This window comes from Sphaerisporangium sp. NPDC051011 (genome assembly GCF_040653595.1).
GTDB lineage: Bacteria > Actinomycetota > Actinomycetes > Streptosporangiales > Streptosporangiaceae > Sphaerisporangium.
This window is the reverse complement of sequence record NZ_JBFAGG010000002.1, coordinates 129,883-152,377: the sequence shown is the minus strand read 5'-3', so window position 1 is coordinate 152,377 and position 22,495 is coordinate 129,883. Positions and strand designations below refer to the sequence as shown.

Sequence of the window (22,495 nt, the reverse complement as noted above, 5' to 3'; positions counted from 1 at the left end):
CACGCGCCCGGCGCCCGGACGGTTTTATTCGCCGACCCCGAGCCGCTCAAGGATCAGCTCGCGGGCGCGGCCGGCGTCGGCCTTGCCCCGGCTGGCCTTCATCACGCCGCCGACCAGCGCGCCCACCGCGGCGATCTTGCCCGCGCGCACCTTGTCGGCCGCGTCGGCGTTCGCCGCGAGCACCTGGTCGATGATCGAGGTGAGCTCGCCCTCGTCGCTGACGATGCGCAGGCCCCGGGCCTCGACGACCTCGTCCGGCGAGCCCTCGCCCGCCAGCACGCCCTCCAGCACCTGCCGGGCCAGCTTGTCGTTCAGCGCGCCCGAGGCGACCAGCTCGACGACCCGGGCGATCTGCGCGGGTGTGATCGGCAGGTCGGCCAGGGCCGTGCCCGTCTCGTTGGCCCGGCGGGCCAGCTCGCCCATCCACCACTTGCGCGCGTCGGCGGCGGGCACCCCGGCCGCGACCGTGGCCTCCACCAGGTCGATCGCGCCGGCGTTGTACATCGCCGCCATGTCGAGCTCGGAGACGCCCCATTCGTCGCGCAGGCGCCTGCGCCGGGCCGCGGGCAGCTCGGGCAGCTCGGAGCGCAGCTCCTCGACCCACTCGGGGGCCGGGGCGATGGGCAGCAGGTCGGGCTCGGGGAAGTAGCGGTAGTCCTGCGCCTCCTCCTTGGAGCGGCCCGAGGTGGTGGCGCCGGTGTCCTCGTGGAAGTGGCGGGTCTCCTGAACGATCTTCCCGCCGTCGGCGAGGATCGCCGCCTGGCGCTCGATCTCGCCGCGCACGGCGCGCTCGACGCTGCGCAGCGAGTTGACGTTCTTGGTCTCGGTGCGGGTGCCCCACTCGCTGCCGCCGCGCGGCATCAGCGAGACGTTCACGTCGCAGCGCAGCGAGCCTTCCTCCATGCGGACGTCGGACACGCCGAGCGCGCGCATCAGCTCGCGCAGCTCGGTGACGTACGCGCGGGCGACCTCGGGGGCGAGGCCGTCCGTGCCAGGGATCGGCTTGGTGACGATCTCGACCAGCGGGATGCCCGCCCGGTTGTAGTCGACGATCGAGTAGTCGGCGCCGTGGATGCGGCCGGTCGCGCCGCCGACGTGCGTGGACTTGCCGGTGTCCTCCTCCAGGTGGACCCGCTCGATCTCGATGCGGACCGTGGAGCCCTCGACCTCGACGTCCAGGTAGCCGTTGACGCACAGCGGCTCGTCGTACTGGCTGATCTGGTAGTTCTTCGGCATGTCCGGATAGAAGTAGTTCTTCCGGGCGAACCTGCACCATTCCGCGATCGTGCAGTTCAAGGCCAGGCCGATGCGGATGGTCGACTCGATCGCCTTGTCGTTCGCCACCGGCAGCGCGCCCGGCAGCGCCAGGCAGACCGGGCAGACGTGGGTGTTCGGCGGCGCCCCGAACGTCGTCCGGCACCCGCAGAACATCTTCGACGTCGTGCCGAGCTCGACGTGCGTCTCCAGCCCGAGCACCGGCTCGAACCGCTCCAGCGCCTCGTCGAACGGCATCGTCGCCAGCGTGTCAGCCATGCTGATAACCCAATCCTTCCAAAGCCTTGATCATGTCATTCCACCACTGCTGGAAGGCGGGCACCTTCCTCAGCACGCCTACATCGGCGAACTCGGCCATGGAGATGTAGAAGTCGCGGACCACTCCTGGCTTGGCAGGGTTCATCCCGGCTTCTCCCTTCAACAACCCCTCCAGGACCGCCTTCGGGTCCGGGCAGCCCTCCACCGCCGCGCCCGACACCAGACCGTTCCTCACGCGACGGACGCTCAGAGCCCGCGCCAAGGCCACGTGGTCCGCGAGGATCCACGCCTCGGTCTCCCGCATGGGCACCACCGCCACCAGAGGCTCGGCGAAGTCGCCCGCGTCCCATGTCCGCCGCATCCTGGCGATGACGGGGTCGGACTTGGCGGTCGGCGCTCCATCGTGGTGGTAGAGCACCACGTCGAAGGCGCCGCGTTCACCTTCGAGGGCTGCGAGCACCGGCTCCGGGTGCTGGCTGCCCGCCTTCACCATACTGCGAACCTCTTGGATCTCCCGGCACGCCGGAAACGACTCCAAGGCCATGGTCTCCAGCGCCCGCCGTAACAAGATCGGTAGGAACCAGTCGTCCGAGGGACCTTCCCGCACCAGCACGCAGCTCAAGCTCCGCATCAGACCGACGCCTCTACTCCGGCGCGGAACCTGCTCAGCTCGGACTCGGTCACCCGGGGCCAGCGCTCACCGTCGACCCGTACCGGGCCTTGATCCTCCCTAAGCCGCCGGACGCGGGTGACCCGGCTGGCCACCCCGTTCTCCAGGATGGTGGTCATGTCCAGGAAAGCGAGGTTGGCGGAGGGCACCTCATCGAGCACGATCGGCGAATGACTGGTGAAGATCGCCTGACGGTACGGGAGCGGGCCGCCTGAGGCATCCCGCTCAGGAGGTTCACTCACGTCGGTGACCAGGCCGGCGGTCAGGGCAAGCAAATGCCGGAATCGTTCAGGGAAAACACCGTTCTCCGGCTCCTCGACGGCCGCGACGCCTTCATCGTGCAGGACCGCGAGGATGGCGAGCATGCGCAGGGTGCCGTCGGAGGCGAACTCGGCGCCGATCCCCTGCTCGTATGGAGAGGAGAACTCCAATCGCGCATCCCTGCGATTCTTGTCCTCGACGATCACGAAGTCACTGACTTCTCTGACCAGCCCGACGAGGTGCATCTTTATCTCGCCGATCACACCCAGTGGGCGCTCCTTGGACCTGGTCGACCTCCCCAGGTACCGCAGATAGTTCGGTAGATCACGGCCTGACGTGTCCATGAGCGTAGGACCGCCGAACTCACTGGACAGGCGCAGCGAGCTTGCCTCCAGGTGAAGAAACCGGACATCGTTGAGCTCGATGAGGATCTGCCTGACGACGCCTGCGTCCTCGATGGTCGAATTATCGGGATCTTTCGAGGATGTCAGAGCCATTTCCAGCAAGCTAGAGACCCCAGGCACCTGCGACAGGTCAGGGGCGAGCTGCACCTCACGCCGCTCCGGGTATGTGACCCATCCTTCGGTGTACCACTCGGGCGCCAGCGCGACGGCCTCCGGCCATCGATCCTCAGCGGGCGACAATGCGATAAGCCGCTGACCCTCCACGACGATTCTCTCGAGAGAGTCTTCCGGCTCGGTCCACGCGAGATCGAACTCATAACGCCATCGATTGGGCAGGCGTTTCAGGCCCAATAGGAACTCGACCGCGAAGCGCATCCGGTCCACCTGGGTGCCGTCCCCACGCCTGCGGAACAGACCACGGGCGTCACCGCGGACGGCCGCCACGGCAGAATCCAGCCCGTGAACGGCCGCCCTCGAGAGAAAGGACAAGGCGTCCAACAGATTGGACTTGCCGCTGGCGTTGGTGCCGATGAGGACGAGGAACGGCGGCACGTCCAGCGCGAAGTTCTCGAACGACTTGAAGCCGTCGATCTCGATGCGTGTGATCATGACGCCGTTCCTCCCTCCGCCGGATCGTTACAGCGAGGGCGCCTTGGACAACAGCGGGCCGCCCCACCGGGCCTCGTACGCCTTCTCGACGGCGGCGCCCACGCGGTAGCAGCGGTCGTCGCCGAGGACCGGGGCCATGATCTGCAGGCCCACCGGCAGGCCGTCCTCGTCGGCGAGGCCGCACGGCACCGAGATGGCCGCGTTGCCCGCGAGGTTGGCCGGGATCGTGCACAGGTCGGCGAGGTACATCGCCATCGGGTCGTCGGCGCGCTCGCCGATCGAGAAGGCGGTGGTCGGGGTGGTCGGCGAGACCAGCACGTCGACCTGGTGGAAGGCCGCCTCGAAGTCGCGCGCGATCAACGTGCGGACCTTCTGCGCCGAGCCGTAGTACGCGTCGTAGTAGCCGCTCGACAGGGCGTACGTGCCGAGCATGATGCGCCGCTTGACCTCGGCGCCGAAGCCCTGGGCGCGGGTCAGTGCCATGACCTCCTCGGCGCTGCGGGTGCCGTCGTCGCCGACGCGCAGGCCGTAGCGCATGCCGTCGAACCTGGCCAGGTTGGACGAGCACTCCGACGGGGCGATCAGGTAGTAGGCGGGCAGGGCGTAGGTGAAGTTCGGGCAGGAGACCTCGACGACCTTGGCGCCCAGCGACTCCAGCAGCTCGACCGCCTCGCGGAAGCGGGCCAGTACGCCGGGCTGGTAGCCCTCGCCGCCGAACTCCTTGACCACGCCGACCCGCAGCCCGGCGACGTCGCCGTGGCGGGCGGCCTCGACCACCGGCGGCACCTCGGAGTGGATGGACGTGGTGTCCATCACGTCGTGGCCGGAGAACGCCTCGTGCAGCAGCGCGGTGTCCAGGACGTTGCGGGCGAACGGGCCCGGGGTGTCCAGCGAGGAGGCGAAGGCGATCAGCCCGTAGCGGGAGGAACCGCCGTACGTCGGCTTCATACCGACGATGCCGGTGACGGCCGCGGGCTGGCGGATCGAGCCGCCCGTGTCGGTGCCGGTGGACAGCGGCGCCTGGTAGGAGGCCACCGCGGCGCTCGAACCGCCCGACGAGCCGCCGGGGATGCGCGCCAGGTCCCACGGGTTGCGCGTCGGACCGTAGGCGGAGTTCTCGGTGGAGGAGCCCATCGCGAACTCGTCCAGGTTGGTCTTGCCGAGGATCACCAGACCGGCCTCGCGCAGGCGCGCGGTCACCGTCGCGTCGTACGGCGGCCGGTAGCCTTCGAGGATCTTGGAACCGGCCGTGGTCGGCATGTCCTTGGTCGTGAAGACGTCCTTGTGGGCGATCGGCACGCCCGCGAGGGGGCCGAGCTCCTCGCCGGCGGCGCGGCGGACGTCGACCGCGCGGGCCTGCTCCAGCGCCGACTCGGCGGCGACGTGCAGGAACGCGTTGACCCGCCCGTCGACCTCGGCGATGCGGTCCAGGTGGGCCTGGGCGACCTCGACCGCCGAGACCTCGCCCGAGGCCATCAGCGCGCCGAGCTCGGCGGCGGTCTTGCGGGTGAGACTCATGCCTCCTCCCCGAGGATGCGCGGGACGCGGAAGCGATCGTCCTCGACGGCCGGGGCGGCCGCCAGGGCCTGCTGCGGGGTCAGGCTCGGCCGCGTCTCGTCGGGACGGTAGACGTTGGTGAGCGGCAGCGCGTGCGAGGACGGCGGGACGTCGTCGGTGGCGACCTCGGCCACGCGCGCGACCGCGCCGATGATGGCGTCGAGCTGTGTCGCGTAGTGATCGAGCTCGGCGTCGGCCAGCGCCAGCCGGGACAGCCGGGCGAGGTGAGCGACCTCGTCGCGGGTTATGGCGGACATGAGTCGTTAACCCGTTTCATGGATGGCAATTGGACAGTGTCATCATCCTAGGGCGCGTGACCGAACGTGGCCGAACCATTAACCTTCGTTCGCCGTACCCGGGGACGCGCGCCCGCCCCGGGCCGTTGTCCGCCCGGAGAACCCGAGGCTAGCGGGCCGTGAACTCGGCCGAGCCGTAGCGGTCGTACGACGGGGCCGCGTCCATGCGTGCCCGCAGCCAGGCCGTCATGTCGTCGGCGGGCATCGGCTCGGCGAACCGCCAGCCCTGGGCGGCGTCGCACCCCATCTCCCGCAGGATACGCGCGACCTCCTCCGACTCCACACCCTCGGCCACCGATCGCAGCCCGAGCGAGCGCACCAGGTCGACGATCGAACGGACGATGCGCTCGTCGTCCACGGACTTACCGAGTCGCTGCACGAACGAGCCGTCGATCTTCACCTCGGACACCTGGAGGCGCTGAAGCCGGACCAGCGAGGAGTAGCCGGTGCCGAAGTCGTCCAGGGACAGCGGGATCCCGAGCTGGACCAGCGCGTGCACCGAGTCGGAGGTGTAGGCCTGGTCGGTCATCAGGATGCGCTCGGTGACCTCCAGCTGGATCGCGCGCGGCGGAAGCCCGAGACGGTCGAGCCCGGCCTCCAGCGTCTCCGGCAGCGCCGAGTCCAGCAGGTCGCGGGCCGAGACGTTGATCGAGATCGGCACCTCCAGCCCGGAGTGCCACCATTCGGCCGCCTGCTCCAGCGCCGCGTCGATCACGTGCGCGGTGATCTGGTGCATCAGGTAGGACTGCTCGGCCAGCGGGATGAAGTCGGCCGGCGAGATCCGGCCGCGCTCGGGGTGCCACCACCGCAGCAGGGCCTCGGCCCCCTCGACCGTACCTGTGGCCAGGCTCACCTTCGGCTGGTAGTGCAGCCGAAGATCGCTGCCGCCGATGGCCCGGCGCAGGTCGCCGAGGAGGTTCAGCCGCTCGGGCGAGTTGCGGTCCCGCTCGGCCACGTACACCTCGACGCCGCTGCGGCCCTCCTTGGCGAAGTACATCGCGACGTCCGACCGCTGCAGGAGCAGCTCGAAGTCCGGCGCGTGGTCAGGGTACAGCGCGATGCCCACCGACGCGTCCATGTCGAAGGTCATCCCCTCCAGCCGCACGGGCTGGGTCAGGGCGGCCCGTAGCCGCGCCGCCACCTCGCGGGCGGCGGCCGCGTCCCGCACCGTCGGCAGGAGCACGGCGAACTCGTCGCCGCCGAGCCGCGCCACCACGTCGCCGGGCCGCACGCTGTGGGTCAGGCGGTGGGCGACGATCTGCAGCAGCCGGTCCCCCACGGGGTGCCCGAGGGTGTCGTTGACCTCCTTGAACCGGTCGAGGTCCAGCAGGAGCAGGCCGACCCGCGCGTCGCCGCGGGACTCCGACAGCGCCTCCTCCGTCCGGAGGATCAGCAGCTTGCGGTTGGGCAGGGACGTCAGGCCGTCGTGCATGGCCTGGTGGTCGCGGCGCACCGACATGGAGGCGGTGAAGTACATGGTGGCCAGCGGGGCCACGAACAGGGGGACCAGCGCGGGCGAGCGGCTCATCACGACCACGACCAGCGGCGCGAGGCCGAGGAGCGCGGCGTAGACGAGGCTCTGGTGGCCGATCGTCGTCCGCAGCACGCGCGTCAGCGACCGGCGCTCGTGCAGCGCGACGGCCCCGCACACGAGCAGGCCCCGCATGACGAAGTAGGCCAGCGCCGCCAGCCCGACCGCGATCATGTCGGTGCCCTCCGGCACCCAGGGGAAGGCCGGGCGCGGGTGGTGCCCGAACAGGCCGAGGACGACCGCGGCGGCCGTCGAGGCCAGCGTGACCTGCGCGACGTTGAACGCCACGCGGTGCCAGGCCCTGCGGTAGGACAGCCCGCTGACCACCAGTGCCAGCCCGTGGATCAGCACGGCCACCGACAGGCCGTGGTAGAGCAGTATCGCGAAGGTGAACAGCGTCGAGGTCGCGGTCCCTCCCGCCAGGCGCGAGATGGACACCACGATCGGCCGGAGCTCTCCGAGCACGACCAGCACCACCAGCACCCAGAACAGCGAGGTGCGCCCCAGCTCGGACAGCTCCTCGAGGCCGAGCCGGACTTCGGCGACAACCAGCGCCGCGAAACCGGTGGTCACGACCCCGGCCAGGTACGTCCAGAGCGGAGAGAACGGCCGCGGTGCGGTGTCGCGCGTGTCGGATGGGTCCGTCATAGGCAAGTAAACCCCCAAGAGGTCACTATGGGAGGGTACGGCCTCTGGGCCACTTCGCGAAACCGCTTGCGCACGTTCCGTCACCGGAGATTTCCGCCGCCCCCTTTCCCGCCTCGCAACGCCGCCCAAATCCCCTCAAACCCCCACCGTCCGCACCCCCCGAGAGGGGGAAGCCCTGGCAGAACAGCCCCGCCTTCACCGTCACCCGTGTTCACCGGCACGACCGCGACACGGCCCGCATTGGCCAGACGTGGCCGCAGGACGGAAGGCCTAAGGGATGCGGGTCAGTCGCCGCGGGGGGTGTTGTGGCGGAGGGCGTCCATGAGGAGGTCGAGCATGCGGCCCGCCTGCTCGCGCTGGGCGGGATCGCCTGCGACGAGGGAGATGCCGCTCAGGCTGGCCAGCACGTCACCGGGAAGGACGTCGGCGCGCATGACGCCCGCCTCGGCCCCCGCCCGGAGCAGCGCGGTCATCGCGGCGACCAGGCGCTGGCGGCTCTCGGAGAACGGGTCGCCGCCGGAGGCGATCACGGCGCGCAGCGCGTTCGTCATGCCCCGCTTGGTGGTCATGTAGTCGACGAAGTGGTCCATCCAGGCGCGCGCGGCCCGGTCGGGGGGCAGGGTCTCCAGCAGTCCGGGGACGGCGTCGCACAGCCGGGCGAGCTCGTTGCGGTACGCGGCCTCGACCAGCGCCTCACGGGTGGGGAAGTGGCGGTACAGCGTGCCGATGCCGACGCCCGCTTCCTTCGCGATCGCGTCGAGCGTCACGTCCGGGCCGTCCTGCGAGAACGCGCGCACGGCGACCTCCAGGAGGCGGTCGCGGTTGCGCCGGGCGTCGGCGCGCAGTGGTCGGGCGCCGCTGGGCTGCACGGTGGTCCTCCTGGGTATTGCGTGAGGCAAATCGTAGTCGCCGATGCCGGCGACGGGGCCGGACTCCCTGGCCCGCGAGCGATTTGCTAACCGGAGGAAACTCCGCATAGAGTCGAAGCGTAGTGGAGGTTCCTCCGATTAAATGGTACCGGGACCTCCTTTACCCATCGAGAGGTAGACGGGACAACCATGGCCGCGACCGCACGCATCACCACACCGTTCAACGCCGAGTCCACCGCCGCCGAGGTCGTCGAGGGCATCGACCTCACCGGCCGCCGCGTCATCGTGACCGGCGGGGCGTCCGGCATCGGCGTCGAGACCGCCCGCGCGCTCGCCGGGGCCGACGCCGAGGTCACCCTGGCCGTACGGGACACCGCCGCCGGCGAGCGCACCGCCGAGGACATCGTCGCGACCACCGGCAACAAGCAGGTGCTCGTCGCGCGCCTCGACCTCGCCGACCAGGCGTCCGTCGCGGCGTTCGCCTCCGGCTGGGAAGGCCCGCTGCACATCCTCGTCAACAACGCCGGCGTCATGGCCGCGCCCGAGACCCGCACACCCGAGGGCTGGGAACTCCAGTTCGCGACCAACCACTACGGCCACTTCGCGCTGGCCAACGGCCTGCACCGGGCGCTCGCGGCGGCCGGGGGCGCCCGCGTCGTCTCGGTCAGTTCCAGCGCGCACCTGCGCTCGCCCGTCGTCTTTGAGGACATCCACTTCCGCGAGCGCGCCTACGAACCGTGGAGCGCGTACGGGCAGTCCAAGACGGCGAACGTCCTGTTCGCGGTCGAGGGCACCAAGCGGTGGGCGGACGACGGCATCACCGTCAACGCGCTGATGCCCGGCGGCATCCGCACCCGCCTGCAGCGCTACGTCTCCGAGGAGGATCTGGAGCGCCTGCTCGCCGCGGCCGCGGCGAGCGGGGAACAGATGTCCTGGAAGACCCCCGAGCAGGGCGCGGCCACGTCCGTGCTGGTCGCGACGTCGCCGCTGCTGGAAGGCATCGGCGGCCGTTACTTCGAGGACTGCGCGGAGGCCGAGGTCAGAGAACCGGGCGGCCTCAGCCGCAGGGGCGTCGCGGCGTACGCCCTGGACCCCGAGGCCGCCGCCCGCCTGTGGCAGGTGACCACCGAGGCCCTCGCCGCCTGAACCCCGACGCCCGCCGGACACCGGGGCTTCCGATACGACGCCCCTCAGGGTTACGCGGGAGCCTCGGCTCCGGCGGGCACTTCGTCCCCGGTCTTCCCGGAGTCCGGCGTTTCCCCGGGGTCTGCGGTCTTCCCGGAAACAGCGGTGTCCGGGGCGTCCGGGGCCTCGGCGGCGTTCACTGGCACCACGGCGTCGGGGCCGTGGTCCAGCAGGGTGCGGAAGCCCTCCTCGTCCAGGATGGGGACGTTGAGCTTGAGCGCCTTGTCGTACTTCGACCCCGCATTCTCGCCCGCGACCAGGAAGCTCGTCTTCTTGGACACCGAGCCGGTCACCTTGCCGCCCCGGCCTTGGATCGCCTCGCCGGCCTCGTCGCGGGTGAAGCCCTCCAGGGTGCCGGTGACCACGAGGGTCAGGCCCGCCAGGACCTGGGGGCCCACGCCGGTCGGGGGCTCGTCCTCCATGCGGACGCCCGCCGCGCGCCACCGCTCGACGATCTCGCGGTGCCAGTCTTCGGCGTACCACTCGCGGATGGACGCGGCGATCGTCGGGCCGACGCCCTCGACGACGGCCAGCTCTTCCTCCGAGGCGCCGAAGATGCGGTCCAAGGACAGGAACGCCGACGCCAGTGCCTGGGCCGCCGTCGGCCCGACGTGGCGGATCGACAGCGCGACGAGCACCCGCCACAGCGGCTGCGACTTCTTCTCTTCGAGCTGCGCCATCATGTGCTCGGCGTTCTTGCTGGGCTCGCCGTTCAGGTTGGCGAAGAACGAGACGACCTTCGGCTCGCCGGTCTCCGGGTCGGTCTTCGGCAGGCCGGTGTCCGGGTCGCGGACCACGGATCTGATCGGCAGCAGCCGCTCGATGGTCAGGTCGAACAGGTCCGCCTCGGTGCGCACCGGCGGCTCCTCGGGCGGCAGCGGGGCCGTCAGCGCGGTCGCGGCGACGTAGCCGAGGCCCTCGACGTCGAAGGCCCCCCGCCCGGCCGCGAAGAAGATGCGCTCACGAAGCTGCGCGGGGCACGAGCGGGCGTTGGGGCAGCGGATGTCGACGTCCGCCTCCTTCATCCGCCGCAGCTCCGTGCCGCACTCGGGGCACGTGGTGGGCATGACGAACTCGCGCTCGCTCCCGTCGCGCAGCGCGGCCACCGGCCCGACGATCTCGGGGATGACGTCGCCCGCCTTGCGCAGCACCACGGTATCGCCGATGAGGACGCCCTTGCGCTCGACCTCGGAGGCGTTGTGCAGGGTGGCCCGCTCGACCGTGGACCCGGCGACGACGACGGGCTTCATCACGCCGTACGGCGTCACGCGCCCGGTGCGGCCGACGCCGACGTGGATGTCGAGCAGCTTGGTGTTGACCTCCTCCGGCGGGTACTTGAAGGCGATGGCCCACCGGGGCGCGCGTGAGGTCGAGCCGAGCTGCCGCTGGAGCTCGATGCGGTCGAGCTTGACGACGACGCCGTCGATCTCGTACTCGGTGTCGTGGCGGTGCCGGCGGTAGTTCTCGATGAACTCGCCGATCTCCGTCAGGCTGCCGACGACCTGGAACAGGTCGCTGACGGGCAGGCCGAACGCGCGCAGCCGCTCGTAGACGCCCGACTGGGTGGCGGGCGGCGGGGTGCCGCCCTCCCACAGGCCGACGCCGTGGCAGATCATCTTCAGGTCACGCTGGGCGGTGATCCGCGGGTCCTTCTGGCGCAGCGACCCGGCGGCGGAGTTGCGAGGGTTGGCGAACGGCGGCTTGCCGGCCGCGACGAGCTGTTCGTTCAGCTTCACGAAACCGTCGACGGTCAGGTAGATCTCGCCGCGCACCTCGAGAACGTCGGGGACGTCGTCGCCCTCCAGCTTGTGGGGGATGTTGGCGATCGTGCGGACGTTGGCGGTGACGTCGTCGCCGACGCGCCCGTCGCCGCGCGTGGCACCCCTGACCAGCTTGCCCTTCTCGTACACCAGGGCGATGGCCAGGCCGTCGATCTTCAGCTCGCACAGGTAGGGCGGGGGGTCACGTTCGAGCAGCCGCTCGGCCCTGGCCTGCCAGGCGGCGAGGTCGGCGTCGTTGAACGCGTTGTCGAGGCTCTCCAGCCTTCGGAGGTGCTGGACGGGGGTGAAGTCGCTGGAGATCGGGGCGCCGACCTTCTGCGTCGGCGAGTCGGGCGTCTTGAGGCTGGGGTGCGCCTCCTCGAGCGCGCGCAGCTCCCGCATCCAGGTGTCGTACTCGGCGTCGCTCACGGTGGGCGCGTCGAGCACGTAGTAACGCCAGTTGGCCTCCTCGGCCAGCTCGGCCAGCTCGGCGTGGCGCCCCCGCGCGGCCACCGGGTCGCCTTCCACCTCGGCAGTCATGCCGTCTCCCCTCGTTCATCCGACCCAAGGAGAACGCTACGGGCAACATGCCCCCGCATCGGCGCACTACCTGGGGAATCGTTACCCCCACCATGCCATTCGGCACCGACATTTCCGCACGGGAGGCATCGGGACGGCAACAGGCGATCCGGGGTTCAGGGGACCCTGGATCGCCTTGACAGCCGTCATCACCGGTAAAGCCCGTTTAATCCGACTTTTGCCGATATTTCGGGTCGGTCAGCCGCCCTGCGACCAGACGCCCTCCCACTGCGAGCACTTGCCGGTGATCCGAGTGGAGGTGCCCCGGCATACCTTGGACGAGGAGGTCACCATGTAGCCGGCGTTCACCCGGAACGAGCGCGGCGTCGACTGCGAGCAGTTCTTGAACGTCGCCGTGTGCCACTTGCCCCGGTCCGACAGCCACTTGATCTTCAGCCAGGAGCACGTACGGGCGCCGCCCCCGTCGTACAGGTTGCCGGTGATCCGCAGTCCCGAGTCGGACGACGTGATCTTGCCGCTCGCCCAGCCCTTGGAGTCCGTAGACCGGGTCGGGCCCCAGTACCAGGTCTCGAAGGGCGCTATCACGGCCGCTCCAGCGGAACCCGTGGCGCCCGTGGACGCTGTGGACGCTGCCGAGGCGGCGGCGGGCAGGGCGGCGAGCCCGAGGGCGGCGGCGGTGGTGAGCCCGAGCAGTACACGAAGACCGCTACGCATGACTTTCTCTCCCGATCTGGTGCGTCTTTCAACACACCTAGAGATAGACCCCAGCGCTTGCAGCGGACTTTGCGCGGGCTTGCAGTGCTCATGGCCGCGCCTCCGGCACGGCGGTTCGGGGCGCGTGCCTCTTACTCTTCTTCGGGGTCCTCGCGTAGCACGCGGACCGCCTCGCGGCACTTGGCCAGCGCGCTCCTGGCGTACGCGGGCGAGGCCCCCGCCAGCCCGCACGACGGAGTGAGCACGACCTGCTCGGCCAGCCGCGACGGCGCGAAGCTCAGCCGGTTCCACAGATCGACGGCGGGCTTGGCGACGACGCCGATGTCCTGGAGCCGGGCGTCCGTGCCCGGCACGACGCCGAGGAACAGCGCGGTCCCCCGCTCGATCGCCTCGCCGATCGCGTCCTCGTCGCGGCGCCGCAGCAGGCCCGCGTCCAGCGAGACACCGCCCACGCCGGCCTCCCGCAGCACGCCGAAGGGCACATCCGGCGCGCAGCAGTGCACGAGCGTGAAGGCGTCGGACGGCACGACGGCGCGGAGCCGTTCGGCGGCGACCGGGGCCTCGACGGCGGCGAGCCGTCCGAAGCCGGACGCCGTCGGCACGGTGCCCGCGAGCGCGCCGGGCAGGCCGGGCTCGTCGAGCTGCACGAGCACCTGGGCGCCGGGCACGCGGGCCCGCACGGCGGCGACGTGGGCGGCCAGGCCCTCGGCCAGCGAGTCGGCCAGGTCGCGCACGGCGCCCGGGTCGGCGAGCGTGCGGTCGCCGTGGCGCAGCTCGATCGTGGCGGCGAGCGTCCACGGCCCGCACACCTGGATCTTGAGCGGCCCCTCGTACCCCTGCGCGACCTCCTCAAGCCCGTCCAGGTCGCGGGCGAGATGCTCACGGGCGCGGCGCAGGTCGCGTCCCGGCCGGTCGGTGAAGCGCCAGCCGGACGGCCGCACCTCCACCGGCAGCTCCACGAGCAGCGACGCGGTCCTGCCGATCATGTCGGCGCCGACGCCCCGGGCGGGCAGCTCCGGCAGGTACGGCAGGTCGGGCACCTCGCCGAACACCACCCGCAGCGTCTCCAGATGGTCGGTGCCCGGGTGGGAGCCCACCCCGGTCGCGCTCGCCGTGGTCCACGGAAACTCGCTCACAGGCCGCAAGCTTAGGGACTTCCACACGCCCGCCGCGCGCGGGGCGACATGCGCGGGACAAGCGGCCGTGCAGCGTCCTCCAAGCCGACGGCCTGTCCGGGGGGCAGCGGCAGCGGCTCGCCCTGGCCCGCGCCCTGCCGGCCGGGCCGCGCGTGCTCGTCCTGGACGAGGCGACCAGCCACCTGGACACCGCCACCGAGGCCGCGATCGAGGCCGGCCTGTCGGGCCTGCTCCAGACGCGGATCGTCATCGCCCATCGGCTGAGCACGATCAGGGACGCCGATCTGATCCTCGTCCTGCGCGACGGCCGGATCGCCGAGCGCGGCGACCACGACCGGCTCGTTGCGCTCGGCGGCGAGTACGCGGCGCTCGCGGGACGGCGGAATCCCACGCGCGCGATGATGGGAACATGAAGCTCACCAAACACGGCCACGCGTGCGTGCGCCTGGAGAAGGACGGCGCCACCCTGGTCATCGACCCGGGCGGCCTCACCGAGGAGTCCGCCCTCGAAGGGGCCGACGCCATCCTCATCACGCATGAGCATTTCGACCACCTGGAGGTCAAGCGCCTCGGCGGCCTGGGCTCCGGGGTTCAGATCTGGACCTGCGCGGCGGTCGCGGCCCAGTTGGAAGGCCTGAGCGCGAAGGTCAACATCGTGGGCGAGGGCGACTCGTTCACCGCGGCCGGCTTCGAGATCGGCGTGGCCGGCCAGCAGCACGCCAAGGTCTGGCCGGAGATGCCGCCGGTGCAGAACATCGGGTTCCTGATCGACGGGGAGGTCTTCCACCCCGGCGACTCGTTCACCGTGCCCGGCGCCCCGGTGGGCACCCTGCTCACCCCGACGGGAGGGCCGTGGATGAAGGCCGCCGAGATGCTCGACTACCTCAAGGCGGTGAACCCCCGACGGGCCTTCTCGATCCACGACGGCCTGTACAACGACGTGGGGCTCGGGCTGGTGGACGGGCTGCTCGGCCTCAGCGCCAAGCAGCAGGGCGGCGACTTCCGCCGTCTGAAGCCCGGCGAGAGCTTCGTCATCGAGGGCTGACCACCTGGTGACAGGGCCTCAGGAGGACCTCAGGAGGACGCGGTGATGGTGGCGGAGCCGAGGACGACGTCCCCGCTGTAGAGGACGGCCGCCTGGCCCGCCGCCACCCCCGTCGCGGGCGTGTCGAGCGCGATGTGCAGCACGCCGCCGGAGAGCTGAACGCGGCAGCCGTACACCTCGCCATGCGCGCGCAACTGGACCTGGCAGGTCAGCGGCTCGTGCGGCTCGGTGATGGGGCCGTTGAAGACGGGGCGCTCGGCGACGATCGAGCTCACCGCCAGCGACTCGCGCGGGCCCACCGTCACCGTGTTGGACACCGGCTCGATCGACAGAACGTACCTCGGGCGGCCGTCGGAGGTCGGGCGGTCGAGGTGGAGGCCCTTGCGCTGGCCGACGGTGTAGCCGTACGCCCCGGCGTGGGTGCCGAGGACGGCGCCGGACTCGTCGACGATCGGGCCGCGCTCGGAGCCGAGCCGCTCGGCGAGGAACCCGCGCGTGTCGCCGTCGGCGATGAAGCAGATGTCGTGGCTGTCGGGCTTGTCGGCCACGGCGAGGCCCCGGGCGGCGGCCTCCTCGCGGACCTCGGCCTTGGTGGAGCCGCCCAGCGGGAAGATCGCGTGGGAGAGCTGCTCGCGCGTGAGCACGCCGAGGACGTACGACTGGTCCTTGCCGGCGTCGACGCTCCTGCGCAGCACACCGTCCTCAAGGCGGGCGTGGTGGCCGGTGGCGACGGCGTCGAAGCCGAGGGCCAGCGCGCGGTCGAGCACGGCCTCGAACTTGATCTTCTCGTTGCAGCGCAGGCAGGGGTTCGGGGTGCGGCCGGCGGCGTACTCGCTGACGAAGTCCTCGACGACGTCGCGGTGGAAGCGCTCGGCCATGTCCCAGACGTAGAACGGGATGCCGATCACGTCGGCGGCGCGGCGCGCGTCGCGGGAGTCCTCCAGCGTGCAGCAGCCCCGGGCGCCGGTGCGGTAGGACTGCGGATTGGACGACAGCGCGAGGTGCACGCCCGTGACGTCATGGCCGGCCTCGGCGATGCGGGCGGCCGCCACCGCGGAGTCGACGCCGCCCGACATGGCGGCAAGCACACGAAGACTCATAACACTCCCGAGATTACCCCCCCGGCGACCCCCTCGGGGTATCCCCGGCGGGTGACGAGATCATCTACCGCGTTGGCGTTCGGCGGCGGCACCTGGGAGGATCCAGGGCCATGCGAGAGTTCGGGCGGACGGACGAGCCGCAGGACGCGATCCCCGGCTTCTGGGAATGGTGGGCGCGGGCCCGCCCCGAGGTCGACGCCCGCGCGGACGCGGGAGACCTCGACGGGGCCGCCGAGCTGGTCGCCGTGGCGGCCGCCGCCGTGCACCCGGAGCTGGTCGTGGAGGTCACGCCGGGCAGGTCGGCCCGGCGGTCCCTGGTGGTGTCCTCGGCGGGCGACCCCGAGCTGCGGCCGCTCGCCCACCGCTGGGCGCTGGCCGCGCCGCCCTCCGACGGGACGTGGGAGTTCCACCCGTCCCGGCAGGCCGTCGCGGATCCCGAGGGCCACGTGACGAAGGTGAACGGGCGGGAGTTCGGGCTGGACAAGCTGGTGCTGGGGCTGCGCGTGCCGCAGGGGACTCCCCGCATCGACATCTCCGCCTATCACCCGATTTTTCCTGACCTGGATGACGACACCCGCACCGACGCCACCCTCCTCGCCCTCGACCGGCTGATCGGCGAGGACGAGGTCGCCCGCTGGGTCGGCGACATCACCGCCGCGACCTTCCAGCCCATCGACGCCGTGGCCGCCGTCCACCTGCCCGCCGTCGTCGCCGACGTCGCCTCCGAGTACGCGGTGGAGCAGTGGGTGCTCCTGACGGGAGAGACTGCCGACGGGACGCGCCTGATCGCCGCCGCGCGCCACCCCCTGCGCTCGGTCGACCACCCGCTCTTCGACCTGCGCGTCGGCATCACGCTGCCGTACGCGAACGCGGATGAAGAGGGCCTGCCCGCCGGGGACTCCCCCGAGGCGCTGCGCGCGTTCGAGGAACGGCTGGTCGCGCGACTCGGCGACTCGGCGGTGCTGGCCGTCCACATGAGCAGCGACGGCGCCCGGGTGCTGCACGTCTACGCCGACCCGGACGGGGATGCGGTGGCCGTGGCAGAGGAGCTCACCGCGCAATGGACCGAGGGCGCGGGGTCGGTCGACGTCGCCCTCGACCCCGGCTGGCTCGTGATCTCCCCGTTCCTGAGCTGACCGGCTCCCCCGTCGAGACCAGACCTGCCCTGTTCAGGCTGGTGACCGGCCTCAGGAACCTCGGGACCCTCAGGACACGGACCGGGCGCGCACGCCGAGAGCCCTGGCTATCCAGCGGTGGACGATGGTCTGCGGCGGGGGCCAGGGCGTGCCGGTGACTGTCGCCACCAGCTCCCAGTGGCGCTCGGCGCGCGGGTCGTGCTCCTCGTACCCGCGGGCCAGCGCGCGGCGGAACTCGGGACCGTCCTCGGCGCTGTGCACCGTCGCGAGCAGCGCCACCGCCCGGCCCAGGACCGGGCCGGCCTCGGAGGTTCCCGGCTCTACCCCCGCGTCGATCGCCCGCTGGACCAGCTCGGCGACGGCCGCGTTCGCCTCGTCCCAGCCCGCCGCGTCGAGCTTCCCGGCCTTCTCGCGCCGGTCCCAGAACTCGTCGCTCTGGCGGCGCAGAGAGGCGCGGTAGTCGTCGTCCGAGAGCAGCTCGACCAGCTCCAGCCAGGCGTCGAGCTGCTCGATCGCGGGCTCGGCGGGCAGCTCGGGGATCATCGCCTCGCGCAGGCATTCCAGCCACCGCTCACGGGCGATGTTGCCGCCGCCGACCTCCGCCACGAACGAGTCCATCAGGGCCTCGCGCTCGGCCGCGCCGATGCGGCCGAGGGCGTTGAGCCTGCGCAGGTCCTCCTCCGTGGGGTCGCCCCGCTCCAACGTCGCCCGCAGGACCGCCCGGGTGCGTTGCAGGTTCCTGAGCTGCGTCTCGACCGTGCGCAGGTGCAGGTCGAGCACCTGGCGCAGGTCGCGGTCGCCGAGAGAGCGGATGGTCGCGAGGCCCACGCCGATCTCGCGCAACGTGCGAACGAGTTCGAGCCGCGCGACGTCGGCCTCGCCGTACAGGCGGTACCCGGCGGACGTGCGCTCGCGCTCGGGCAGCACCCCGGCGTCGGAGTAGAACCGGATGGTCTTGACAGGCAGCCCAGACAGCCTGGACAGCTCACCGATGGTGTAGGTCTCGCGGGCCATGCCTCGATCATCCCACTGAGTCTCCAGTAACTGGACACTTCACCGCCACCGACGCCTCCGACCTCGCAATTCGCGACACGGACTCCCCAATTTCCGCACATCACCAGCAGTAGCGGTGCAATCATCGAGAGTGATCGAAGCTGGCGTCAGGACAACAGCGGTACGGATCGCGCGTGGCCGTACCCGAGCACGAGCGCGAGGGGGCCGCCATGACCGCGAACCCGATCGACCCGCACACCTCGGCGTGGCACCTGTTCGGCGCGGTCATGCGCCGCTGCCGTGATGCCAGGCCCAATCTCGGCCTGCGCCAGGCGGCCACGCAGATGTACACCGACTTCTCCAACCTGGCGAAATGGGAACGCGGCGAACGCACACCCCCACCGGACATGATCAGCCGCCTCGACCAGGTGTACGGCGGTCAGGGCATCCTCACCGCGCTGTACGACGTGCTGGTCCGGCTCAACGCCGCCACCGAATCAGAACGACTGCGCGCGGGTAGATACGCGGAAAATCCCCCATACGGCATTGGAGACGACGACATGGAACGTCGGGCCGCCCTCCAGTTCCTCGCCGGACTCGGCACTCTCGGGACCCTCGGCCTCTCCAGCGAACCCTTCCGCCAACTCCTCGATCACACCTTCGACCACCCCCACCGAGACCTCGCCGAGTGGGAACTCGCCTGCGCCGACCATCTTCACGCCTTGCGCACCCGCCCTCCCGCTCAGGTCGCCGCCGACCTGTCCATCGACCTGATGGCGGTCCGTGGCCAGGTCCAGGTCTCCACACCGGCCGAGGTGACAGAGCTCCAGCGCATCACCGCCGTCCTCGCTTCCATCTACGCCAATGCGCTGACCCGGCTGGGAGATCACGGCGCGGCCATCCGCTGGTGGTACAGCGCACGACAGGCGGCCGATGCCTCCGGCGACCTGGCGCTCCGGCTCCTGGTCCGAGGCGAGGAGGCCGGCCATGGCCTCTACGGCCAGCGCGACCCAGAAACGGTATTGCGTATGGTGCACAGCACCCAGCAGCTCGCCGGCCAACCCACCGTCGACCTGCTGATCACCGAGGTCAAAGCTCTGTCGATGCTCGGCAGGCATGACGAGGCGCTCAGGATGCTGGCCACCTTGCACAAGACCGCGGAGCAGGGCGTCACCGCGGACCGGTACGGCTTCTGGAAACCAGATCAGATCCACTTCGCCGAAAGCTGGGTGTACGCCGCTGCAGGCCAGGAGGCCGCCGCAGACACCGCCCGGGAAATCGTGTTGAAGCTCGCACGAAGCGACGTGTACCCCATCAACGTCCAGCTTCACAGCGCACTGTGCACAGTCACCCGAGGCGGTGTCGAGGAGGGCCTACGACATGCGGCGGCGACCATCGACGCGCTTCCCCCCGCCTATCGAGGCGTTCGTCACATAGTCGAAACCACCAAGCTGGTACTCCGCGCCGTCCCCCGCGACCAGCAGACCCGTCCTTCCGTCATCGAGTTCCGCAAGCTCCTGGCCGCCGCACCTCCGCAAAACACCTGAAGTCCGGATTCACCCTGCCTGACGTTCCCGATCTCTATACGTCCCTGGATGTCGCTGAACTGGTCGAACAGCAGTCGTAAGCCCATGCCTCCGCAAGCCGGTTGATGTCTTAACCGACGCTGATCTCCAGATCGGCCGCGAGCGCCTGAGCAAGGCCCTGGAGCTGTGGTCGATCAATGATGATCTTCTTGAGTGTGCTCACTCCGCGAACGCCGGACAGGTCGTTGCCCCGCAGGTCGCAGCCGCGATAGGTTCCACCGTCGAACTCCGTCAGGTGCAGGTCACAGCCATCGAAGGCCACACCGCTCAGGTCAGAACCGACGAACCGCGCTTCCTGCAACGAACAGCCGATGAAGATCACCGAGCCTATGGCGCGGAGGCGGGTGAAGGCCGTGTAGTCCAGCTTGCACCGCTCGAAGACCACGTCACCGAGCGTGACGTTTTCCCACACAGCGCCGAGCAGCTTGCAGTCCGTGAAGGTGACGCGAGAGAGCTTGCTGTCCACCCAGCGGAGGCCGGACAGGTCACAGCCGGAGAACTCCACTGAGTGCAGACTTACGTCATCCAGGCGGGCACGCTGGGTAGTGAGACCGCTGACGCGCCCGTCCATAAGCTGGATCCCCGACAGGGCCAGCTCGCGCAGGCTGGCGTCGGCGTATCGGAAATCGCGCAGCTTGCCATGCTCGCCCTCCAGCGAATCGACCTCGTCCAGGTCCGCGTCGTCCAGATCGGGCAGCGTAACGCTCGTCTCGCGTACGGTGTGTGTATCCATTTTTTTCTGCCTTCCAAGGGGAGATGCTTGGTCCCGTCATGGGCCGGTGTCAACGCGCCCAGGACAGTCATCTGTACTTGCTCCAGTTGTCCCAGCTCAGCTTGTTGTCGAACCCAGCGGATTGAGCCGAAGCGGGGCTGCAGGCCCTGCGGGCTTGACTACCCCGAGACCTACGGTCAGGCTCGGTAAAGTCGCAAGTAGTCGCATACTCAAGGCCACGGGAGGCCAGCATGGCGCTACGGTTCGTCGGCATCGATCCCAACACCGGCGATGCGAACTGCCCCTCTGTCTGGATCGACGAGCGGGACGGCTCCTTCGTGATCCAGGGGTGGGAGGTCGTAGACCCAGAGGAGCGAGCGGAGATCGCCGCGCGCAGCGCGATCCTGGAACACGAGAGGATCGTTCGCATCCCCGCCCGCATGAGAGACATCCTGTTGGAGGCATGCAGTGCCCAAGCAGTCGATGACGTTCGCTGACCTGCTCGCCGGATGCCGCCGATCCGCCGTGCATCTGGAGATGCGAGACAGTTACACCCCCGATGACGCCCAGTTCCTTCGCTGGAAGTCGGACGGCAAGATCGACCCCTCAGAGGACCGCTGGCAACAGTGGATGCACCTCGTGCGCTCGACCGTCAGCCGGGGGGTTCCAGTGCTCCGCGCACGCATCGTGTCTGAGCCCGTAACCGACTTCATCCGGCATGAATACGACCTCGGAGACGCGGTCAATATCCCCGCCGGCGAGCAACTGCGCTGGCTTCCCCGGCGGCAAGCATCCGACTTGGCGCTGCCGGGCAACGACTTCTGGGTCTTCGACGACCACTTGGTTCGGTTCGGCTACTTCTCCGGCGCAGGTGACTACCTGGGGGATGAGCTGACGGATGATCCTGCAGTGATCCGGCTGTGCCACTCAGCGTTCGATGCCGTCTGGGAACGGGCGATCGACCACGCGGAGTACCGGCTCACCTGATCCACGCCATGTCCAGTTCGCTGCCGACACCCTACGCCAGTGCTCGCCAAGCGCGACAAGACCTCGCAAACCGACTTCGCGAGATGCGTCTGGACGCCGGCCTGACAGCCCGCGCCGTCGCAGCGGCTGCGGGCTGGCACGAGTCGAAAACGTCGCGGATCGAACACGGGCACAAGGCCCCTTCGGACTCCGATATACGAGCCTGGTGTACGGCCTGTGGGCAAGAGGATCAGGTAGCCGACCTGATCGCGACGGCACGGACGGCCAACTCCATGTATGTCGAGTGGCGCCGCCGCCATCGGGCGGGGCTACGTCATATTCAGCAATCCGGTATCCCGCTCTACCAGGCAACTCGGCACTTTCGCGTCTACTGCTCCAACGTGATCCCCGGGCTTCTGCAGACACCCGGCTATGCCCGTGCGATGTTGACCGCCTTCGGTGCATTCCACGGCACCGCTGACGGGTCTACCGACATCGACGGCGCCGTAGCCGCGCGTATGGAGCGCTCGCGCGTGCTGTTCGAGGGGAACCGCCGATTCGCGGTCCTCGTGGAGGATTCCGTCCTGTACTACCCGATCGCGGACGCTGAGGTGATGGCAGGCCAGCTCGGGCACCTGCTGGCCCTTATGGCCCTGCCTTCTGTCTCGCTCGGTGTGATCCCCCGCACCGCGCCGCGCCGGATGTGGACCTGCGAAGCGTTCAACATCTTCGACGACGACCGTGTCTTCGTGGAACTCCTCTCGGCGTCCCTCACGATCACAGCGCCACACGAGGTGGAGCTGTACGTCAAGGGGTTCGCCCGGCTGGCAGAGACGGCCGTGTACGGCGCGCCTGCCCGTGCGCTGATCACAGCCGCGATCGAACGGCTCCACTGATTCGCAAGTTTCCGCACACTCGTAGAGCGGACGCGTCAGCCGTCTCTACCGTCGCACCGTGACGGCACGCGACGAGGGGAAGATGCGATGGGAAACCTGAAGATCCAGCCGTGGGGCTTGAGCCGAGCAACCAGGGTCCACGTTGGGGCTCCGCTCTACGAACTGGTGGAAGTGGACCCCGAAACGCAGCTATCGGTGTTCTTCGACGAGCACGGCGAGATCATCGACGCCAAGAAGGAGCCGAGCGTGCGCCGGTACCAGACGGTCAGCATGTCCAAGCCGCATGACGGCGGCAAGGACGCGCCCAACGTTGCCGATGACTCCGACAACGACAGGGAAAATGACTAA

General features: G+C 70.0%; 21 protein-coding genes and 1 pseudogene. 9 read left to right on the top strand and 13 right to left on the bottom strand.

The window, feature by feature from the left end:
* Nucleotides 1-24: 24 nt before the first annotated feature.
* The 7 genes from gatB to AB0H21_RS04805 all read right to left on the bottom strand — a co-directional run bounded on the left by gatB (nt 25) and on the right by AB0H21_RS04805 (nt 8,378).
* A complete protein-coding gene (gene gatB / locus AB0H21_RS04835; protein WP_358511784.1) occupies nt 25-1,533 on the bottom strand; it encodes an Asp-tRNA(Asn)/Glu-tRNA(Gln) amidotransferase subunit GatB in 1,509 nt (502 codons plus the stop codon).
* Nucleotides 1,526-2,164 carry a DUF4276 family protein gene (locus tag AB0H21_RS04830; protein ID WP_358511781.1) on the bottom strand — a complete coding sequence of 213 codons (639 nt, stop codon included), beginning with the start codon at nt 2,162-2,164 and terminating at the stop codon, nt 1,526-1,528. The genes gatB and AB0H21_RS04830 overlap by 8 nt, the downstream gene beginning before the upstream one ends.
* Nucleotides 2,164-3,477, bottom strand: coding sequence for an AAA family ATPase (locus tag AB0H21_RS04825; protein ID WP_358511778.1), 1,314 nt, complete (start codon nt 3,475-3,477; stop codon nt 2,164-2,166). Before AB0H21_RS04825 ends, AB0H21_RS04830 begins: the two co-directional genes overlap by 1 nt.
* Nucleotides 3,478-3,504: 27 nt before the next feature.
* Complete coding sequence (gatA, locus tag AB0H21_RS04820; RefSeq protein ID WP_358511775.1) at nt 3,505-4,995, bottom strand: Asp-tRNA(Asn)/Glu-tRNA(Gln) amidotransferase subunit GatA; 1,491 nt, start codon at nt 4,993-4,995, stop codon at nt 3,505-3,507.
* Nucleotides 4,992-5,291 (bottom strand): Asp-tRNA(Asn)/Glu-tRNA(Gln) amidotransferase subunit GatC, encoded by a 300-nt coding sequence (gene gatC, locus AB0H21_RS04815; RefSeq protein WP_114027854.1) that lies wholly within the window; start codon nt 5,289-5,291, stop codon nt 4,992-4,994. The genes gatA and gatC overlap by 4 nt, the downstream gene beginning before the upstream one ends.
* A gap of 148 nt (nt 5,292-5,439) precedes the next feature.
* On the bottom strand, nt 5,440-7,509 hold the full coding sequence (locus tag AB0H21_RS04810; protein WP_358511772.1) for an EAL domain-containing protein: 2,070 nt from the start codon (nt 7,507-7,509) through the stop codon (nt 5,440-5,442).
* A 284-nt stretch (nt 7,510-7,793) separates the two neighbouring features.
* A complete protein-coding gene (locus tag AB0H21_RS04805; RefSeq protein ID WP_358511769.1) occupies nt 7,794-8,378 on the bottom strand; it encodes a TetR family transcriptional regulator in 585 nt (194 codons plus the stop codon).
* A 189-nt stretch (nt 8,379-8,567) separates the two neighbouring features.
* On the opposite strand from AB0H21_RS04805, the gene AB0H21_RS04800 reads away from it, so the two are divergent.
* A complete protein-coding gene (locus AB0H21_RS04800) occupies nt 8,568-9,524 on the top strand; it encodes an SDR family NAD(P)-dependent oxidoreductase (RefSeq protein WP_358511766.1) in 957 nt (318 codons plus the stop codon).
* 50 nt (nt 9,525-9,574) lie between these two features.
* On the opposite strand, the gene ligA is transcribed toward AB0H21_RS04800, so the two are convergent.
* The 3 genes from ligA to AB0H21_RS04785 form a co-directional block, all read right to left on the bottom strand.
* Nucleotides 9,575-11,863 carry an NAD-dependent DNA ligase LigA gene (gene ligA, locus AB0H21_RS04795; RefSeq protein WP_358511763.1) on the bottom strand — a complete coding sequence of 763 codons (2,289 nt, stop codon included), beginning with the start codon at nt 11,861-11,863 and terminating at the stop codon, nt 9,575-9,577.
* A gap of 237 nt (nt 11,864-12,100) precedes the next feature.
* On the bottom strand, nt 12,101-12,577 hold the full coding sequence (locus AB0H21_RS04790) for a hypothetical protein (RefSeq protein ID WP_358511760.1): 477 nt from the start codon (nt 12,575-12,577) through the stop codon (nt 12,101-12,103).
* A gap of 131 nt (nt 12,578-12,708) precedes the next feature.
* A complete protein-coding gene (locus AB0H21_RS04785; protein ID WP_358511757.1) occupies nt 12,709-13,713 on the bottom strand; it encodes a methionine synthase in 1,005 nt (334 codons plus the stop codon).
* Nucleotides 13,714-13,805: 92 nt separating this feature from the next.
* Between AB0H21_RS04785 and AB0H21_RS04780 the strand changes: the two are divergent.
* Both AB0H21_RS04780 and AB0H21_RS04775 read left to right on the top strand, forming a co-directional pair.
* A pseudogene (locus tag AB0H21_RS04780) lies at nt 13,806-14,126 on the top strand (ATP-binding cassette domain-containing protein); the annotation flags it as partial.
* Nucleotides 14,123-14,758 carry an MBL fold metallo-hydrolase gene (locus tag AB0H21_RS04775; RefSeq protein WP_358511754.1) on the top strand — a complete coding sequence of 212 codons (636 nt, stop codon included), beginning with the start codon at nt 14,123-14,125 and terminating at the stop codon, nt 14,756-14,758. The pseudogene AB0H21_RS04780 and the gene AB0H21_RS04775, both read left to right, overlap by 4 nt.
* A 29-nt stretch (nt 14,759-14,787) precedes the next feature.
* On the opposite strand, the gene mnmA is transcribed toward AB0H21_RS04775, so the two are convergent.
* Nucleotides 14,788-15,858: a tRNA 2-thiouridine(34) synthase MnmA gene (gene mnmA, locus AB0H21_RS04770; RefSeq protein WP_358511751.1), complete on the bottom strand. Its 1,071-nt coding sequence runs from the start codon at nt 15,856-15,858 to the stop codon at nt 14,788-14,790.
* 110 nt (nt 15,859-15,968) lie between these two features.
* Between mnmA and AB0H21_RS04765 the strand changes: the two genes are divergently transcribed.
* Nucleotides 15,969-16,994: a DUF695 domain-containing protein gene (locus tag AB0H21_RS04765; RefSeq protein ID WP_358511748.1), complete on the top strand. Its 1,026-nt coding sequence runs from the start codon at nt 15,969-15,971 to the stop codon at nt 16,992-16,994.
* Nucleotides 16,995-17,063: 69 nt separating this feature from the next.
* Here the strand turns inward: AB0H21_RS04765 and AB0H21_RS04760 are convergent, their stop codons facing one another.
* Nucleotides 17,064-18,008 carry a MerR family transcriptional regulator gene (locus AB0H21_RS04760; RefSeq protein WP_358511745.1) on the bottom strand — a complete coding sequence of 315 codons (945 nt, stop codon included), beginning with the start codon at nt 18,006-18,008 and terminating at the stop codon, nt 17,064-17,066.
* Between the two features lie 173 nt (nt 18,009-18,181).
* Here AB0H21_RS04760 and AB0H21_RS04755 point away from each other — a divergent pair, with 173 nt between their 5' ends.
* Nucleotides 18,182-19,534, top strand: coding sequence for a helix-turn-helix transcriptional regulator (locus tag AB0H21_RS04755; protein ID WP_358511742.1), 1,353 nt, complete (start codon nt 18,182-18,184; stop codon nt 19,532-19,534).
* Nucleotides 19,535-19,643: 109 nt separating this feature from the next.
* Here the strand turns inward: AB0H21_RS04755 and AB0H21_RS04750 are convergent, their stop codons facing one another.
* Nucleotides 19,644-20,306: a pentapeptide repeat-containing protein gene (locus tag AB0H21_RS04750; RefSeq protein WP_358511739.1), complete on the bottom strand. Its 663-nt coding sequence runs from the start codon at nt 20,304-20,306 to the stop codon at nt 19,644-19,646.
* A gap of 230 nt (nt 20,307-20,536) precedes the next feature.
* On the opposite strand from AB0H21_RS04750, the gene AB0H21_RS04745 reads away from it, so the two are divergent.
* The 4 genes from AB0H21_RS04745 (at nt 20,537) to tgmA (ending at nt 22,495) form a co-directional block, all read left to right on the top strand.
* The gene (locus AB0H21_RS04745) at nt 20,537-20,782 is read left to right on the top strand and encodes a hypothetical protein (protein ID WP_358511736.1); all 246 of its coding nucleotides are present in this window, start codon (nt 20,537-20,539) and stop codon (nt 20,780-20,782) included.
* Nucleotides 20,754-21,272 (top strand): DUF6879 family protein, encoded by a 519-nt coding sequence (locus AB0H21_RS04740; RefSeq protein ID WP_358511733.1) that lies wholly within the window; start codon nt 20,754-20,756, stop codon nt 21,270-21,272. The genes AB0H21_RS04745 and AB0H21_RS04740 overlap by 29 nt, the downstream gene beginning before the upstream one ends.
* 8 nt (nt 21,273-21,280) lie before the next feature.
* Nucleotides 21,281-22,147 carry a helix-turn-helix transcriptional regulator gene (locus tag AB0H21_RS04735; protein ID WP_358511731.1) on the top strand — a complete coding sequence of 289 codons (867 nt, stop codon included), beginning with the start codon at nt 21,281-21,283 and terminating at the stop codon, nt 22,145-22,147.
* Between the two features lie 87 nt (nt 22,148-22,234).
* Nucleotides 22,235-22,495: a putative ATP-grasp-modified RiPP gene (gene tgmA, locus AB0H21_RS04730; protein ID WP_358511728.1), complete on the top strand. Its 261-nt coding sequence runs from the start codon at nt 22,235-22,237 to the stop codon at nt 22,493-22,495.

Coding starts and splice junctions, on each gene's coding strand:
- gatB (WP_358511784.1), bottom strand. CDS start 1,533: ATGGCTGACACGCTGGCGACGATGCCGTTCGACGAGGCGCTGGAGCGG.
- AB0H21_RS04830 (WP_358511781.1), bottom strand. CDS start 2,164: ATGCGGAGCTTGAGCTGCGTGCTGGTGCGGGAAGGTCCCTCGGACGAC.
- AB0H21_RS04825 (WP_358511778.1), bottom strand. CDS start 3,477: ATGATCACACGCATCGAGATCGACGGCTTCAAGTCGTTCGAGAACTTC.
- gatA (WP_358511775.1), bottom strand. CDS start 4,995: ATGAGTCTCACCCGCAAGACCGCCGCCGAGCTCGGCGCGCTGATGGCC.
- gatC (WP_114027854.1), bottom strand. CDS start 5,291: ATGTCCGCCATAACCCGCGACGAGGTCGCTCACCTCGCCCGGCTGTCC.
- AB0H21_RS04810 (WP_358511772.1), bottom strand. CDS start 7,509: ATGACGGACCCATCCGACACGCGCGACACCGCACCGCGGCCGTTCTCT.
- AB0H21_RS04800 (WP_358511766.1), top strand. CDS start 8,568: ATGGCCGCGACCGCACGCATCACCACACCGTTCAACGCCGAGTCCACC.
- ligA (WP_358511763.1), bottom strand. CDS start 11,863: ATGACTGCCGAGGTGGAAGGCGACCCGGTGGCCGCGCGGGGGCGCCAC.
- AB0H21_RS04790 (WP_358511760.1), bottom strand. CDS start 12,577: ATGCGTAGCGGTCTTCGTGTACTGCTCGGGCTCACCACCGCCGCCGCC.
- AB0H21_RS04775 (WP_358511754.1), top strand. CDS start 14,123: ATGAAGCTCACCAAACACGGCCACGCGTGCGTGCGCCTGGAGAAGGAC.
- mnmA (WP_358511751.1), bottom strand. CDS start 15,858: ATGAGTCTTCGTGTGCTTGCCGCCATGTCGGGCGGCGTCGACTCCGCG.
- AB0H21_RS04765 (WP_358511748.1), top strand. CDS start 15,969: ATGCGAGAGTTCGGGCGGACGGACGAGCCGCAGGACGCGATCCCCGGC.
- AB0H21_RS04760 (WP_358511745.1), bottom strand. CDS start 18,008: ATGGCCCGCGAGACCTACACCATCGGTGAGCTGTCCAGGCTGTCTGGG.
- AB0H21_RS04750 (WP_358511739.1), bottom strand. CDS start 20,306: ATGGATACACACACCGTACGCGAGACGAGCGTTACGCTGCCCGATCTG.
- AB0H21_RS04745 (WP_358511736.1), top strand. CDS start 20,537: ATGGCGCTACGGTTCGTCGGCATCGATCCCAACACCGGCGATGCGAAC.
- AB0H21_RS04735 (WP_358511731.1), top strand. CDS start 21,281: ATGTCCAGTTCGCTGCCGACACCCTACGCCAGTGCTCGCCAAGCGCGA.
- tgmA (WP_358511728.1), top strand. CDS start 22,235: ATGGGAAACCTGAAGATCCAGCCGTGGGGCTTGAGCCGAGCAACCAGG.